The 16600-nt window shown below is 45.6% G+C and carries 12 protein-coding genes and 1 pseudogene; 3 read left to right on the top strand and 10 right to left on the bottom strand.

Features of this window, described 5'->3' with window-relative positions; translation table 11 throughout:
• Positions 1–43 precede the first annotated feature (43 nt).
• The gene (locus tag AC1DVJ_RS09565; protein ID WP_477590210.1) at positions 44–268 is read right to left on the bottom strand and encodes a spore germination protein; all 225 of its coding nucleotides are present in this window, start codon (positions 266–268) and stop codon (positions 44–46) included.
• Between the two features lie 75 nt (positions 269–343).
• Entirely contained in the window at positions 344–1015 is a 672-nt protein-coding gene (locus AC1DVJ_RS09560; RefSeq protein WP_477590209.1) for an HAD family hydrolase, read from the bottom strand.
• Positions 1016–1326: 311 nt separating this feature from the next.
• Between AC1DVJ_RS09560 and nagB the strand changes: the two genes are divergently transcribed.
• Complete coding sequence (gene nagB, locus AC1DVJ_RS09555; RefSeq protein WP_477590207.1) at positions 1327–2055, top strand: glucosamine-6-phosphate deaminase; 729 nt, start codon at positions 1327–1329, stop codon at positions 2053–2055.
• Positions 2052–3227, top strand: a complete 1176-nt coding sequence (nagA, locus tag AC1DVJ_RS09550; RefSeq protein ID WP_477590206.1) for an N-acetylglucosamine-6-phosphate deacetylase — start codon at positions 2052–2054, stop codon at positions 3225–3227. Before nagB ends, nagA begins: the two co-directional genes overlap by 4 nt.
• 682 nt (positions 3228–3909) lie before the next feature.
• On the opposite strand, the pseudogene AC1DVJ_RS09545 reads toward nagA, so the two are convergent.
• Positions 3910–4068, bottom strand: a pseudogene (locus AC1DVJ_RS09545) (manganese catalase family protein); the annotation flags it as partial.
• A 315-nt stretch (positions 4069–4383) separates the two neighbouring features.
• Here AC1DVJ_RS09545 and AC1DVJ_RS09540 point away from each other — a divergent pair.
• The gene (locus AC1DVJ_RS09540; RefSeq protein WP_477590204.1) at positions 4384–9090 is read left to right on the top strand and encodes an S-layer homology domain-containing protein; all 4707 of its coding nucleotides are present in this window, start codon (positions 4384–4386) and stop codon (positions 9088–9090) included.
• A 242-nt stretch (positions 9091–9332) separates the two neighbouring features.
• Here AC1DVJ_RS09540 and AC1DVJ_RS09535 read toward each other — a convergent pair whose 3' ends face one another.
• The 7 genes from AC1DVJ_RS09535 to AC1DVJ_RS09505 all read right to left on the bottom strand — a co-directional run bounded on the left by AC1DVJ_RS09535 (position 9333) and on the right by AC1DVJ_RS09505 (position 16538).
• Positions 9333–9902: a manganese catalase family protein gene (locus AC1DVJ_RS09535; protein ID WP_477590202.1), complete on the bottom strand. Its 570-nt coding sequence runs from the start codon at positions 9900–9902 to the stop codon at positions 9333–9335.
• 52 nt (positions 9903–9954) lie between these two features.
• Entirely contained in the window at positions 9955–10221 is a 267-nt protein-coding gene (locus AC1DVJ_RS09530; RefSeq protein ID WP_477590201.1) for a spore coat protein CotJB, read from the bottom strand.
• Entirely contained in the window at positions 10218–10457 is a 240-nt protein-coding gene (locus AC1DVJ_RS09525; RefSeq protein WP_477590200.1) for a spore coat associated protein CotJA, read from the bottom strand. Before AC1DVJ_RS09525 ends, AC1DVJ_RS09530 begins: the two co-directional genes overlap by 4 nt.
• Before the next feature lie 172 nt (positions 10458–10629).
• On the bottom strand, positions 10630–11676 hold the full coding sequence (gene ytvI, locus AC1DVJ_RS09520) for a sporulation integral membrane protein YtvI (protein WP_477590199.1): 1047 nt from the start codon (positions 11674–11676) through the stop codon (positions 10630–10632).
• Positions 11677–11694: 18 nt separating this feature from the next.
• Positions 11695–13032 (bottom strand): hemolysin family protein, encoded by a 1338-nt coding sequence (locus tag AC1DVJ_RS09515; RefSeq protein WP_477590319.1) that lies wholly within the window; start codon positions 13030–13032, stop codon positions 11695–11697.
• 23 nt (positions 13033–13055) lie between these two features.
• Positions 13056–14183: a radical SAM/CxCxxxxC motif protein YfkAB gene (yfkAB, locus tag AC1DVJ_RS09510; protein ID WP_477590197.1), complete on the bottom strand. Its 1128-nt coding sequence runs from the start codon at positions 14181–14183 to the stop codon at positions 13056–13058.
• Positions 14184–14312: 129 nt separating this feature from the next.
• A complete protein-coding gene (locus AC1DVJ_RS09505) occupies positions 14313–16538 on the bottom strand; it encodes an MMPL family transporter (protein ID WP_477590195.1) in 2226 nt (741 codons plus the stop codon).
• Between the last annotated feature and the right edge of the window lie 62 nt (positions 16539–16600).

The following is a 16600-nucleotide window of genomic DNA, read 5'->3' as shown; positions in this document are numbered from 1 at the left end:
CAGGGTGAGCTTGAATCGGTCCAAATTCGAATCTTTTGCTTACTTAAGTCCCGGTTCCTACCTTATTCGCCCCTGCTTCAATCACGTCAGGGTCTAACGTAATTGTCGCACTGAAAACGGTCGTGGATATCGAAAAATCCCCTGTAATTCCCCCGCCTGCACCTGTATATGTTTTGGAGGCACTGGTCGGGGCAATGACACACGTATCTCCGTTAATCAGGTTTCCTTCATTCCTTATAATATTAAATATTCCTACAAAAGAAGGCATTCTGATCAGCACCTTTATCTCTCAATGTGCTACAGTGTATGCCCAAGGATCCGGCTTTGCGACAACCCGCGAGAATTAGGAAATATGATCAAGCAGCTCTGTAAATCGTGCAATACGAATATGCGCGCCATCAAGCTCACCAGCTTCTCGAAAGCCCGCATAGTCGCAAGCTGCAACCGTGAGGTTATTGCAAAGACCTGCCTCCACATCAGACGAGCGATCTCCGACCATCCAAGCCGACTGAATCCCATGTTTTTCAAGCAAAATTTGAACTAAATCTACTTTCGACCTCGTGAGATATTCACCCGCGCTGTACAAACCTTCGAATAGATGTGCAAGCCCCATCGCTGCAATGACCTCTTTGACATATTCCTCTAAGCCATTGCTCGCCACAAATAAACGGACACCTTTGGCATGTAACGTCTGCAAAGTTTCCGCCACGCCATCGTATAGCACCCCGCGGCCCTCCAGAAGTCCCTGAACCTGGTACTTGATCAATAATTTATCAGCTTCTTGATGTGTGGCTATAGGTGCTTCCGGCATAACACGCATCCATATATGTTCTAGGAGCATGCCCAGAGCTCCTAGAATGCGTTCTTCTGGCGGCGTCTCACCTTCGAAAAAGCCTCTTGCTCGAAGCTCATCGAATGTCGCATGGTACGCTGGTAAAAGTAAAGTTTCCGTTTGAAATAAGGTCCCATCCAAATCAAAAAGCATCGCTTCTGGCAGTTGTCCCCGAGTAGTCATCTTCTTGCTCCTTTATATGTATAAAATAGTTGTAATGATCTTAGTTAAGAATGGCAAACATACCCATGTAAGTCAATGTACAATTACAATAAAGGCTTCAGTCCTTCTTGGACTTATCACAGTGTTTATCAAAAATATAGACAATGTAGAAAGTGAAACTTATACGATCTATATTTCATGGCAAAATGGTTATTGCCGATCTCAAATAAATCAGTTATGATTGAAATGAGAATAATTACATCAAAAAATGATACTTTCACGCAAAATAAACCTAACTTCAACTAAAAACTTAAAAGTGAGGAATAACGATAATGAACCTTCATATTTTCCAAAACCAACAAGAACTGAACGAAGCAGGTGCAGGTATTATTACTTCCCTGGTTCAAATGCAGCCGAAAGCCGTTCTTGGCTTAGCCACTGGCGGCACACCCGTAGGTATTTACGAAGAGCTTGTGAAAGCCTACGATAAAGGCCGTGTAAGTTTTAAACATGTAACGACCTTTAATTTGGACGAGTACGTTGGCTTACCTGTCGACCACTCCGAAAGCTATCACGCCTATATGCAACAACACTTATTTGCACATATTGACCTTCCTGCCGAGGCTGCCCATATCCCGAATGGCAATGCCGCTGATTTGGAAGCGGAGTGTGAGCGATTCAATCAACTTTTGGATGATGCAAAGCAAATTGATTTGCAAATACTTGGCCTTGGCCATAACGGACATATCGGCTTTAATGAACCTGACGATTCCTTGATTAGCGGCACACACCGTGTTGAATTGAAAGACGAAACACGTGAAGCCAATGCGCGTTATTTCGATTCGATTGATGACGTGCCTACGCACGCTTTGACGATGGGAGTCGGTACGATCCTGAAAGCCAAAACCATCCTATTGATCGTACGCGGCGCCGATAAAGCCGAAATCGTTCATCGCGCCCTGACGGGACCGATTACCACAGAAGTTCCTGCTACATTGCTTCAAACTCATCCTCACCTTGTTGTACTTCTTGATGCTGAGGCTGGGAGGCTATTCGAATGAGCGAGCTTCTCATCTCAGGTGCCAAGGTTGTCACGGAACAAGGCATAATTGAAAATGGGTTGGTTCACGTGGTTGATGGCCAGTTGGCCTACGTAGGTGAACAATCTGGCTGGCTGGCGGACACAGCTAGTCCAACTGTCGAACGAATCGATGCTGGCGGTAAATGGCTGCTGCCAGGCTTCATCGATGTTCACGTCCATGGCGGCTATGGCGCCGATTTCATGGAGTCGAATCCAGAGACATTGAATACGATCACACGTTACCATGCTGCTCATGGCACAACCGGCATGCTGGCAACGACGATGACGGCTACACGTGAAGCGATTGATCGCGTGCTTGTCGAAGTACAAAGCTATATAGAGCAGGGAATGCCTTATGCGCAACTGCTTGGCGTGCATCTCGAAGGGCCGTTCATTTCGCCCAAATGGGCGGGCGCCCAAGATCCGAAGCTGATGGTCACGCCTCAGCTCGATTGGTTGAAAGATTGGCATGAGCGGTTCCCGCAGCTCATGAAGCAGTTGACCTTGGCCCCCGAACGCGAGGGGGGCCTCGAGATGATCGCGTGGCTGCGCGATCATGGCATCGTTGCCGCATGCGGCCACACGGACGCCAGCTACGCCGACATGCAGACGGCTGTGGCTGCGGGGCTCTCGCATGCGGTGCACACCTTCAACGCGATGAAGCCGTTGCATCATCGCGAGCCTGGAACTGTCGGTGCGGTCCTCACCGACGCACGCATCAGCGGCGAGTTGATCGCCGATGGGATTCACGTGCATCCAGCAGCGATCAAGCTGCTGACGATGGTGAAGCAGCCGCATGGCTTGCTGCTGATCACGGACGCCATGTCCGCCGCCGGGCTCGGCGACGGGCAGTACGACCTGGGCGGCCAAGCCGTCACCGTGCAGTCGGGCGTTGCCCGGCTGACGGAAGGCGGCGCGCTCGCCGGCAGCACGCTGACGATGATCGATGCGCTCCGCTTTATGGTGCGCGAGGTTGGTGTCAGCGTTGCAGACGCGAGCCGCTTCGCGAGCGGCAATCCGGCGAGGCTGCTTGGCCTCGAAGGGACGCACGGCTCGATTGCCGAAGGCAAGCAAGCCGATTTGCTGCTGATCAGCTCGGAGCTTGAGCTTGAGCAGGTTTGGGTGCGCGGTGCCGCGATGAAAGAAGCTTAATCGTGATTGTCTAACTAGATAAATGACATGAAAAACGTGGTCGCTCGTATTTAACGATGAGCTACCACGTTTTTACGTTCGTTTATAGTATAATATCGACTGATTCCACTCATTGGGCCGCTGCTGCTCTCGAGTTAATCTAGTTTGATCTTCCTAATCCGCTTTTCTCATTAGCTCGAGACGAATGACTCCCTCGACAACCCAATTAGTCCGAAATTACCAAATTAATTACAAGTAATCCATCCTTCATTCGAATTTAGTCCTTAATAACCCCACTTAATCAACCAAATCAACTCTCACAAAGGAAAATGAGGTAATTAATTTGGTAGAATCGAACTATTGGTCACTTTTCACAAGTCATCCCTTTTTTAATTTGGTGATTTGGGACTAATACAACTTATGGCGAAAAGACAATATCATTTCATGCAACACGAATCGATTTAACGACTAAATTCACTCGAAAGGCCGCCCCAAAGTAGCGATTTCTACTTTATGGCGGCCCTTTCTATGGCGTTTCTATGAGGTGGGGATACAAGAAAGTTGGCTACTTTTCGATGAAATAGAAGTGGTCAACCGCGACCGTCATCGCGGTGAATTCACCTTTTAGGGGCCGCAGTTTGCATCCTCTCCCTTCTTAATACACCTTCTTCTCCACACGATCCGCTTTCAAAATCTCAACGGCCTACCTGAACCGAAGCGAATGCACAATCTCCCTTTCCCTAAAAAATTTCAAGCTATCCTGTAAATCCACATCATTCGTTACGTCGATTAACCATTGGTACGTCGCTCTAGCCTTCTCCTCTGCCGCTATGTCCTCGTAGAGGTCGGCGATAGGGTCACCTATTGTATATTAAGACACTAATAAGAAGTGATATGCACTGATACTTTCTGACTACCTAACCTGAACGAGAGACATTTCTTCCGTTCCGTTTTTTCAAGTAGGATTCGGAATGAATATTACCGAATCCTACTTGTGAGGTGCTCGAGTTTGAGAGTTCGAATTACTTTATTAACATTCGAGGAGCTGAAAAAGATGACGCCGACGGCGTATCGGCGAGGTCTGTAGCGTCACCCAATTAATCCCAATACAAAAAAAAAGGAATTTTCAGTTTTACAAGCGAAGTAATACATATATTACGAAATTGGAGGACTTCGCGTGTTACTATCAAAAAATCACAGAACATGCTTTATCGTGCTACTCACTTTATCTCTTTTCATTAGCCTATTGGGTGCAAACCTTTCACCTGTTCAGGCTGATGAAATCAGCCCGTATGTTTCGCCACAGAGTCTTATAGTTGGGGGGGACAACAATAAGGAAGCATCAGTAAATAGTTTAAACACAGCTGTTGCAAACTCCCCGATTAAATCGCTGTCCTTTTCACAAGGCGTCACAGATTGGCTGGGGGATTGGAGTGCAGGCTATCTTTACGCTATATCCAGCAGTACAAATAAGCTTTATTTCATTCGAACTTCGGATATGACGATTCAAAAAGAGTTGACTGTCGGGTCCAATCCTACGAGCATAGCACGCAATGGAAATACACTGTTCATTGCATTGGCTGGGGCAACGCTTATTCAGCCTGTCGACGTTTCCACGCAATCCTTACTACCGTCAATCGCCATAAACGCGCAGCCCCTTTACATTGCGGCAACATCCGACTATTTATTTTACACTTCCGATTGGCAGAACTATTCGTATCATCGCAGCAGCGGAACGATTACGAAAATTAGCTCTTATAAAGAAGATGATGCCGTCTTTACAGCTGATGAAGCGACTCATACCATTTACATCGGTGAAACAAGCTCATCAGGCTCAGACCTTAATGCCTATAACTATTTAACTAACACATTAATTAGCTCAAGCAACTACGACGGAGGATACGGCTTTGGCTTTCCTAACCCAAAAATTTTCTTCGACGGAACCAACGTATTTTTTGGCGGTTCTAAAATGAATGCAGCCGATCTTACAGAAATCAACGGCGTCTATAGGCGCTACGGTGATTATGGTTATTTGGATTCTAAAATTGTGGATGTGACAGGAAGCTACGTGCTGACAAGTCAGGCAGTTTTCAATAAAGACACTGGCGTAAAACTAGCCGATCTGCCTTATGAAATCAAGCTTGGTCTACTAAACGATAACGGAACCGTGTATGTGTACGATAGCACCAACAGTCACTCATCTATTGAAACGTTTACATTGGATCTATCTCACCCTTACAGCATCCAAACGAACTCTCATATCAACTTTGTTAGTGCAAGTGACTCTATTAGCGCGTGGACTACGGACGACTCTACTCCATATATTTATGCCGTTTCCAAAGCAACTAATGAATGCCTAGTTATTCGCAAAAGCGACATGACCGTTATCAGAAAGCAGGTCATAGGCGCTAATCCTACCGACATCAAGCTGCAAAATGGTAAACTGTATATTGCACTCGGAGGAGAAACTCATCTTGCTGTAGTTGATGCCTCATCGCTAGCTGGCAGTATAACGCCAGTAATTCGGTACTCACTAGGATCCAATCCGGATTACGTGTATCCAGCAGATCATTTACTTTATTATTGGGGACAATACTTTGTAAGCAATATGCGCGTATATGATTCGAATTATGGAACGAATCGGACATTGGCTGATAAATCGCTCCCCATGAATTTTAACTTGTACGGAGCTTTTTATGATACAGTGACCGGTGCCATGTACGGATCAGGCAGCGTAACATATGGTTCTCCGAACGGCATCTTTCAAATTGATCCCGCTACTCTTACAGGTAAACAAGTCTTTAATCTAGATTTATGGACAAATCAGGGGCGGCTGTTTAAGGATGGCGATCAATTCTACTATGGTAACAAGCGCTATAGCGGTACTGGCGTCGTGTATGGAACTTATCCTGCTCCGGTCTTATATGCCAAAGATTCGCTAGTGTTTGGTGCAAACGGAATCTATGATCGTGACACATTCCTGAGTATTAAAGATTTGCCTTTTCCTGTTACCAACGCCTACGTTACTCAAAACGGAGAATTGTATATATCCAGTGATAAAAGCATTTATCACTTTGCAAGCTTATCCGATATAGATACGTACGTTCAAACGCATTTATTAGCACAAAAACCTTTTCTTTGGGACAGTAATACCGACGAAAAGCAGATTGGCGGCCATATCTTCTTAAAGCCAGCTGAAGATAGTGGAGTTGTCTCCAATTATGCGATTGCCTTTCTGAAGGCCAATCAACAAATAAGCCAATTTATTTATCCTCAAGAAATGAAGACACTTTCCGACGGAACTTTAGATTTTATTTTAAATACCACCCATGTACCCGATGATGCTGTTTCTCTAGGGGTTTTCTCTGTATTACAAAGGGACAACTATACAACCTTTCAACTCAATACTCCGGTTGTATTCCCGTTATGGGATTCTCCAACTTATTTGCCTGTGCAAGTCACTTTAACAGCAACCAAAGATGTGCCGGGCGAATTCAAAGGAGCTCTGCAATGGCAGCCTGCCACAAAGGAGACAGCAGGAGCGATATACCGTGTTTACTATATCAATGATGAAAACTTATTTGGAACACCACTGGCGGAGCTTGCCACAGGGCAACCCAATTACATGGTTCCACTAGACTTAAATCAGGTTCCTGCATCTGCGCGTGGCTTTGCTATCGTCGTTGAATTGCCGGATGGCAGACAGCCTTATTTTGTGAGTACAAAGATTTTTCCTAGAAGCGTAACACCTAAGCTGTCAGCTAGTTCCATTACAATCATCAAGAATTTAGATGTGCCGGATACAGTCACAGTAAACAACCTACAATCAGGTGATCACGCTCGTGTATACAGTGCTAACGGAGTTCTGCTTGGAGAAGGAACAGCTGGTGCGGGACTTCATGCTGTTACTGTCTACATTGGCGACGTCGGTTCCACTGGTAGTACAATCTTCATTACGAACCAAAGTTCTGGTAAAGCAGAGAGCGATCCCGTCTCAGTTCAAGTACCGCCAGCAATAGGGGGGGGCAATAACAGCGGCGGATCAGGTTCGGATCCATATGGACTAGGGGCTGATGTATGGTCAGATACTTCGCCGCTTCATGCAACGAACGTGACATCAACAAATGCTACCTTAACCTGGGCACTGAGCCAAAATAGCGCAAATGTTAATAAAATAAGAGTATATTTACTCAATGATCATACGATGTTTCCTTCATTTGAATTGAAAGTAGAAATCCATGGTCCTGTCACATCCTTTAATTTGACCGATCTTAGTCCTGATACTACCTATACCTACGTGTTGCAAGCAGGTGACTCCAAAGGACATTGGGGCGTATTGGGGGCGCCTGCAGTAAGATTTACTACGAAGCCGGCAGGATTCGTTGACAGAGATGCGCCAACTTGGTCCGAGAATAGCATAATGACGCATGCAAATGTGACAGACACCAGTGCCTCACTTGACTGGACTCCAGCAAATGATGATGTTGGCGTGGCTGCGTACAAGCTATACACCGTAACCGGAAACACCTATCAAGAATTAGCGACAGTAAGTAATGGAGTCCATTACAACTTGAGCAACTTGAAAGCTTCTACAACCTATACATTTACCATTAAAGCTGTGGATGCAGCAGGGAACGCGAGCAATTATGGGTCTATCTCTTCTTTCACCACGAATGCTGGAACCGTTGGCGGCGGCGGGGGTGGCGGCGGATTCGGATTCGCATTCCCGCCAAACATTAAACCAGCTCCGACTGTGGACAAAGATGGAAAAATGGCCTTTGATCTGACTCCCGATCGGGAGGATTTGCTTGTTGATCTAAAATCCAATTCAAAAGAGTTGCATCTTGACGCACGGTCAGCGGAAAAAGTAGACAAGCTCTCTATCAAGCTGGATGCCGATATCCTCCAAATGGCTGGAACGAACGACAAACCTTTGGTAATTACATCTAACAACGGAACACTTCATTTTCCACCTAATGCTATTCCGATTAAAAACGGGAAAAATCAAATCGAATTCAAGCAGGTTATTGAAGCTGCTCCAGCGGCAATTCCGCAATTCAAAGCTGTTTCATCCCTCTTTATTTTCCATTTAACAGAGAATGGTGAGCCGCTAGGCGCTTTCACTAAGCCTGTTCAAGCAACATTTGAATACGATTCAAATAAAGTAAGCGACCCTACCAAACTTGGCGTCTACGTGTTGAATGAGCAGACCGGAGAATGGAACAGCGTGGACAGTAGCATTCAGAGTGACGGGACTATTACTGCCTCATTGCCGCATTTTTCCACATATGCAGTTCTAGAGAAATTGAACGCCACAAAGTTCCTAGATATTCAAGGACACTGGGCCCAAAAAGAAATTGAACATTTGGTTGCCGATGGCATTATCGACGGTATGGACGCTTCGTCTTTTGAACCGGATAATCATCTGACAAGAGCACAATTCGTTTCACTGCTTTCAAAGGCATTGAAGCTAGGAAAACAGACCGAATCAGCTGATTTCGAGGATGTCTTGAGCAATTCCTGGTATAAGGACTCCGTTTATGCCGCTCAAAAAGCTGGTATTGTTAGCGGCCTGAATGACCATACCTTTGCTCCTGAAAGCAGTATTTCAAGAGAGCAAATGGCCGTCATGATGGTAAAAGCCTACTTATACGCAACGAAAAAGCAGCTCACTGATCTGTCCGTTCCGACAGAAAATACCTACTCAGATAATGAGAATATCAGTGACTGGGCTAAATCGTATGTTAAGATTTCAGCATTCTTAGGAATCATGAACGGATACGATGAACAACATTTCGCCCCTAACACTGAATCTTCAAGAGCACAGGCAGCTGTTGTCATTAACAGGTTGTTACAAATCATAGCTATGCAGTCCATGGCGTAACAAAGCAAAAAGCTCGTCTAAAAAGTTAAAAGATCGCCAACCACCTACCCTCGATGAAGGGCTGAAGGGTGTTGGCGATCTTCTTTTTGCTAGTCTGAGGAGTAACCGAAATTCACCCCGACAAGTCCAGCTCCATAGTCAGAAACTCATACTTCTCCTGCTTCGCAATTTCCCCCTTCCTCAAAGATAAAGGATGCTCTCCCTCATTCACAGGATTGCCCCCTTTTGAAGTTTGCTTATGTTTAGAAAATCTTCTTCTCCACACGATCCGCCTTCAAAATTTCAACTGCCTCCCTAAACCGAAGCGAATGCACAATTTCCCTTTCCCTGAGAAATTTCAAGCTATCCTGCAAATCCACATCATCCGTTACGTCGATTAACCATTGGTAAGTCGCTCTAGCCTTCTCCTCTGCCGCTATGTCCTCGTAGAGGTCGGCGATAGGGTCTCCCTTTGCTTGTATGTAGGCAGCTGTCCAGGGGACGCCTCCGGCGCTCTGATAGAAGAGCCCGCGATCATGAGCTACATAGTGATCATCCAATCCAGCCGCTTTCATTTGTTCCAAAGTGGCATCTTTCGTCAGCTTATAAACCATCGTAGCGATCATCTCAAGATGGGCAAACTCCTCCGTACCGATATCTGTCAACAAACCAACGACCTTATCCGGAATCGAATATCGTTGGTTCAAATATCGCAGCGCCGCAGCAAGCTCCCCATCTGCCCCCCCATACTGCTCAAGAAGCAGTTTGGCCATCCGAGGATCACATTTGCTAACTTTGACGGGGTATTGCAGCTTTTTCTCATAAATCCACATTGGCTATCCTCCTTAAAGTTTTCGTAAGAAAACTGGCTTCGTAAGCATTTGCTTAAACTTGCCATGGCCAAGGTGTTTCCACCCACTGCCACGGCGCTTTCGTGAAGCTATGTCCATAGGACATCAATGGGCCAAATTCCAGTTCAAACTGCTGAACCATGTGCAAACGTTTATGAGCAAATTGATTATATTGTTGGATCACGCTCAGATCGTCAGGGTGTGTATCCAAATAGAGCGTCAACTCCACCAATACAAAATCCACGGCTTGCAGATCGCGAAGCTGCTTGTAATAGGCTTCAGGTAGCACTCGCTCGCTCATGTAGATTGGCCTCCTTCATCGGCTCTTGGCTCCTGTATCGGCATCGGGTAAGGCCCGTAGAGTGCTGGCCAGAGCGTCCCTACTCTTAATGCGTCATACGGACTAAATTGTGGCAGTCCTGGCGGTTGAAAATGAATATATAACTGCGGCGGCGTATTATACCATTTCACTCGGATCGGTGGACAAGGGTCACACTGTCCGATATACGGGTACCACGCTTTAAATTGTGAGTACATACGTCTCCTCCTTTTTAGAGCCTATATGACTCGTTATATGCGGCATAACTTGACCAAAATCACCGATTTCCCATCTTTTTCGGGGAGATGCTCTTGTTTCGAAGGTGCAAACAAAAAAATCCCTCTCCGATTGCGCACACGCAATTCGGAAAAGGATTTCTTAAGCACTCTTTTAATCTAGTTTAATGTTAAAATTCAACACGCCCGCTTTGCGCAACGATTGATAAATAATGACGACCAATGGGCCGAGGAACAGGCCAGCAAATCCAAGCCACTCAAAACCAATGTACAACGAAATAAGAGCGGCTAACGAATTGATACCAACGGCATCGCTTAGCACTTTAGGTTCAAGGATACGTCTGAGTATGATCAGCACTAGGAAAAGAACAAACAATCCAATACCCATACCCGTATAACCCATAAGCAGCTGGTAAATGATCCATGGGATGAAAATAATACCGGTCCCAATCACAGGCAGGAATTCCATCACCATGACGAGCAGCGAAATCGCGAGCGGGTACTCTGCCCGAAGTACTAGCAGTCCAATGAAAGTCAGCAAATACGTAAAAATCGCCATGATCAGCTGCGCGCGAATGAAACCGAAAATAGCCTCTCGCAAATACGTCAGCACATGCTCCATTTTATCTTTGGATTTCGACTCAAACATCGAGAGAAACGCTACCTTCAATTTAGGCAAGTTGTACATGCACAAATACAGGGCAATCACGTACACAATCAACAACATGAATAAATTAGGGATTTTCCCGGCCATATTGAGGAAAAAACCTGATATTCCGCTCAGTATACTCGTTAAAGCACCTGTTAGCGTTTCTGTACTTTGTTCTAGCCAGTTCTGTACCTGCGCTGCCATTTCCGGCGATAAGGAATCATAGAATACTTGGGTTCGCACAACAGCTTGATCCACGTATTTATTGACATCCTCCATATAGTTCGGTGCTTTACGCCCAAGATCGATTAACTCAGTTACGACATTCATCCCAATAAAATAGACTAATGCCAGCATCAGAAGTGTAAATGCTGTACTAACAAGGGTTGCGGCGATAAAGCGGCTTATTTTCGCGACACGCGTCAAGAGAGACGTTAATGGGTCCAAGAAAATAGCAGTCACCAGTGCTAGGAGAAATGGCAGCCCTACGGTAAACAAACCGTACATCAGCAATAATCCTATCACAATGAGTATGGTTGTCTTAGGTGACATAGGGACTCCTCCGATTATTCATTTCCCGGTTTGATCTGTGTCGATATTCGTTATATGTATGCGTACAATACGTAATCGATCTACCTCAGTCACTTCAAACACATGGTTGGCGTAAGGTACTTTTTTACCTTTGACAGGCGCGCCTTCTACCTTCTTAAACAGCCAGCCCCCAATCGAATCCACATCATCGTCCTCAATTTGGAGGTCCAGCATATCATTTAGGTCTTCAAGCAATACACGACCATCGACAGATGTATATTTGTCTTTGACTTCCACACCAGGACGTTCGTTAACATCGAATTCGTCATGCAATTCACCCACGATTTCTTCGATGATATCTTCTAAGGCCAAAAGCCCCGCAGTTCCCCCATACTCATCAACGACGATTGCGAGTTGGGAATGCTTTTTCTGCATCAGCTTAAGTACCCGGCTAACTTCCATCGATTCAGGCACATTTAAAATGGGACGAACGAAGGTCTTGAGCTCCTGCTCGACATCAGGATCCGCCGTCAGCAGATCCGCAATATGCACAAAGCCTACAATGTTATCTTTATGCTGATCGGCAACAGGATACCGTGTATGTTTGGTTTCGTGAACGAACCGTAAATTATCGATAAAGCTTGCTTCCATATACAGACAATCCATATCTGTCCGCGGCAGCATCACTTCACGAGCGATGAGATCGGAAAATTCAAAAATGTTATCGAAAAGCGTCATCTCATCTTCATTGATATGGCCGCTTTTGACACTCTCATCCATCAGAATACGAATCTCTTCCTCCGTATGTGCTGCTTCATGCTCACCGGCTGGCTCTACGCCAATCATCGCAAGAAATTTGTTCGCCGCGCCATTAAGCACCCAAATAATAGGGCGAAACAGTCTGTAGAAAAACAATAAAGGTGCTGAAAGCCATAAGGAAGTTACTTCTGGTTTTTGTATGGCAAACGATTTAGGTGCCAGCTCACCCAGCACGATATGCAAAAATGTTATAAACCCGAAGGCAATAATAAAGGACAAAGTCGTTGTATACACAGACTCCCCTAAGCCAAATGTATGAAAAAGGGGCTCCATAATCAGATCATGAATCGCCGGTTCTCCAACCCAACCCAGCCCCAAGGAGGCGAGTGTAATCCCAAGCTGTGTGGCTGATAAATACCTATCTAGTTGGGATGTTAAGATACTCGCATATTTGGCTTTACTGCTGCCTTCATTTACGAGTTGTTGAATCCGAGACACTCGAACCTTCACAAGTGCGAACTCCGCTGCAACGAAAAATCCATTCAGCAAGACGAGTATAATAACCAGGAAAAGATTGAGTGCGATGGAACCGAAATCAAACGACGTATGTGCCAATATGTATTTCTCCTTCAGAAAGATGATTAGATAATAGCTTTACGACTTTTGAAATCCACATTTCGATAGTACGAATCAGCAACAAGCAGGTTGGGTCCGCAACAAGAAGCAGCACTACAGAAGCAGTTCACGCGCTGGTTCAGCTGATTATTCTCCCAACGTGCAAAGATGGCATCAAGCCCATCATCATGTATATTTCCAAGCGGAGGCTCATTAGCAAAATCGGTTACGAAAACCTCGCCTGTGAACGTACTGACGTTCAATCGGTTTCGTCCATCGGGGTCGTTACGAACCGTTACATTCTGTTCCTCACGTAGACGCTTAACTAACCTGCGGTCCTCCTCCAGTTCATTACATGCGAAGAAAGGCAGCGTTCCGAATAGCATCCACATGTCTGGATTACGTTGATCTAACAAGCGATGGATACTCGCGCGCAATTCATCCAGCGAAACCATCGGAAGATGTGAGGCGAAGGAGCTCGCATACATCGGATGTACCTCGTGACGTTTGCACCCCATTTCATTAATCAGCTGATGAATCTCAGGCAATTTCAAATGGGTCCGCGTATTAATCATCGATTCTGCAGAGACGTACAGTCCGCCTTTGCTGAGTGCGATCGTATTATTAACCATGCGCTCATACATCCCTGATGCAATTGCTTGACCAACAGGACGCTGTGCGTTCACAAACCCTACTTGATGGAAATCATCTGCATTCAAATAATTGAACGAGATATGCATCACATCGAGATAAGGCGCAAGCAGCTCATATCGCTCCAAATCCAAGGTTAAATTCGAATTAATTTGTGTGCGAATGCCCCGCTCCCGAGCATACTTGAGAATCGGAAGCATGTAATCCTTCACGATCTTGATGTGGTAGGACGGCTCGCCGCCAGTTAGGCTGATCGTTTCCAAATGCTCGATCTCATCAAGCTTTTGTAAAATGACCGGCAACGGAATACGAGGCCCTTCTGTCATCGTAAGTGAATCCCCAACTGCACAATGCTCACAACGCATATTACACAAATTGGTGATGGTTAGCTCTATACTTGTTAAGACATGTTTCCCGTATTTCCGATACGACCGAATGGGGTCCCATGGATCATAATGGGGAGTTAACTCCGGTAAGATGGAGTGTGATACGTTCCTATTCATGCTGTTTACACCTGACCTATCATTTCCTATTCAAGAACATGTTACTACCTTTTATGCCTATACCTATGCCCTTTATTGTAACTTATGATTCACAAAAAAGGAAACTGGGGAARTAATTGCAGATGGTGCTTACTGCTTATCCACTTTCGCTTGAGGCTTAACTCGGAGCCATCTCGGTGCCCACCAATTAGCATCGCCTAGCAGCTTCATAAGCGCAGGAACGAGCATGACTCTTACAATTGTGGCATCGATCAATACGGCAAGTCCAAGACCCAGTCCCAGCGCCTTCATGATTTCAATATCCGTGAAAATAAATGAACCCACTACGACAACAAGGATGAAAGCTGCGCTTGTTATCAAGCTTCCCGTTTTTTTCAACCCTTCTGCTGTACTCTGATCATTGTCGCCGCTTGCCTCATATTCTTCCATGATACGTGAAATAAGGAACACTTCGTAATCCATGGAAATGCCAAAAACGACACAGAAGATGATCACTGGCAGCGTTGCACTCACATATCCGATCGACGTAATGTGCAGCATATCTGCCATATACCCATGTTGAAAAACTAAAACAACGATGCCTAAGCTAGCACCCAGACTAAGCATATTCATAAGCACAGCTTTAAGTGGAAGCAGAACAGAACGAAAAGCAAACATCAGAACAAGATAAGTAATTCCCATGACGAAAATTAAGACTGCAGGAATTTCCTTTTGAATGCGATCAATGATATCCAGCCGATAGGCAGGTCCGCCAGTAACCGCAGTCTCTAATCCCGCTTTATTCAGCATGCGAAGCTCGTGAACAAGCGTATCCGTCGCAGGGTCATCCGTATCCTTCTCAGGTACAACGACCAACAAAGCGGTATGGCCATTCGCTAATTGCGTGTCTTCAAGCTGCTTTTTAACATCAGGATTTGCCAACATGCCTGCAAGCTCAGCATCGGAATGCGCCCCTAGTACGCTTAGATAGCTCTGGACCTCTTTTACACCAGCGACAGCTTTAACCCGATCAGTGTACGCGTGAATCTCCCCAATCGAAGCTGACGACCAAACCTCATCTTTCGTATGTATCACAATTTGAATCGGCCCTGTCATTCGAGGGTCATAGGCGGTTTTCATCAGTTCTGCTCCAAAACGGGATTCATAGCTCGGAGGAAGCACTTCCGCATTCGGCACACCTAATTTCATATGACTGAGGGGCGTCATACTATAGATCAACACGCCACCTACAAGAACAACTAAAATGACCGGACGTTTCATCACCGCATAAGCGATTTTTTCCCAAAACAAGGATGTTCCTTGCTTGCGGAATCGTTTAGGAACAACCTGTAAGGAGTTAATACGATGACCAAGAACTCCTAGAAGCGCTAGCAGCACCGTATTGGCAACAATCACAGAGATGGAAACAACGATGACACCCCCTAGACACAAGGAGCGGAAGAAGGTCAAATCTACAAAAAACATGCCCAACAAACCAATGAGTACAGCGATACCAGAGAAAAATATCGATTTACCAGCGGTTTGACAAGTCATCGCTACGGCATCGGCGACATTCCTTTGGACTTTGAGCTCCTCACGAAATCGGCTGACCAGGAAAAGCGCATAGTCAATACCGACAGCAAGTCCCAGCATCGTAACCATATTAGGCAAAAAATTCGATAACGATTGGTGCTGTGCGATAAAATAGGTAACGCCAAGTGTAAGGGTCACACTCATTATACCCACGATCATGGGTAAGAGCGCTGCAACGAATGTACCAAAAACAATAAGCAAAACAATAAGTGCAATCGGTAAACCAATGGCTTCCGACTTTGCAATATCATGTTTACTGGCTACTTGCATGTCATATAGAATCGCTGGGCCCCCAGTTACATACACGTCCATACCTGGAGGCGGATGCACATATGACTTGAGCTCTGGATATTTCTCTAACGCAGGATCCGTATCCAACTCGAGTGATACGGTAACAGCTTGAACATCTAGATGTCCTTCTTTACGAGGTGTGGATACAAACTTCACACCCTCTACATAGGGCAACTCTTTCAGTTCAGTAAGAGAGTCCATAATCGCATCTTGCTGCGCTTTCTCTGTTAAATTAAGACCGTTGATACCCTGATAAACGAAATTCAGCTGTGTTCCCGGCACGCCAAGCTCATTCCGCATTTGAATCAAGCCCAGATCGGATTCACTCCCTTTTGGCGTAAACCCGTTGTCCTTGAGCATACTTGGCGTTTTTTGAGCGAAGACAGCAAAGATGAGCATGAAGATGATTCCGATTGTTAACACGAGCCAGCGGAACTGAAACATGGCATGGCCCCATCTCCAAAACTTTCCTTGTACCGTGGACTCCCGCATCGTACATCCTCCTTGATCTACAAAAAGAACCTGGTTTCCCAGGTTCTTCATTCAATAAGTGC

Source organism: Paenibacillus sp. P4_A9, assembly GCF_056402415.1.
The sequence above is the reverse complement of the archived record's forward strand: the minus strand, read 5'-3'. Positions and strand labels throughout refer to the sequence as shown.

Excerpts from the sequence above, each read along its gene's own strand:
- AC1DVJ_RS09560 (WP_477590209.1), bottom strand. The coding sequence starts at position 1,015 with ATGACTACTCGGGGACAACTGCCAGAAGCGATGCTTTTTGATTTGGAT.
- nagA (WP_477590206.1), top strand. The coding sequence starts at position 2,052 with ATGAGCGAGCTTCTCATCTCAGGTGCCAAGGTTGTCACGGAACAAGGC.
- AC1DVJ_RS09525 (WP_477590200.1), bottom strand. The coding sequence starts at position 10,457 with ATGTACTCACAATTTAAAGCGTGGTACCCGTATATCGGACAGTGTGAC.
- yfkAB (WP_477590197.1), bottom strand. The coding sequence starts at position 14,183 with ATGAATAGGAACGTATCACACTCCATCTTACCGGAGTTAACTCCCCAT.
- ytvI (WP_477590199.1), bottom strand. The coding sequence starts at position 11,676 with ATGTCACCTAAGACAACCATACTCATTGTGATAGGATTATTGCTGATG.
- AC1DVJ_RS09530 (WP_477590201.1), bottom strand. The coding sequence starts at position 10,221 with ATGAGCGAGCGAGTGCTACCTGAAGCCTATTACAAGCAGCTTCGCGAT.
- AC1DVJ_RS09535 (WP_477590202.1), bottom strand. The coding sequence starts at position 9,902 with ATGTGGATTTATGAGAAAAAGCTGCAATACCCCGTCAAAGTTAGCAAA.
- AC1DVJ_RS09505 (WP_477590195.1), bottom strand. The coding sequence starts at position 16,538 with ATGCGGGAGTCCACGGTACAAGGAAAGTTTTGGAGATGGGGCCATGCC.
- nagB (WP_477590207.1), top strand. The coding sequence starts at position 1,327 with ATGAACCTTCATATTTTCCAAAACCAACAAGAACTGAACGAAGCAGGT.
- AC1DVJ_RS09565 (WP_477590210.1), bottom strand. The coding sequence starts at position 268 with ATGCCTTCTTTTGTAGGAATATTTAATATTATAAGGAATGAAGGAAAC.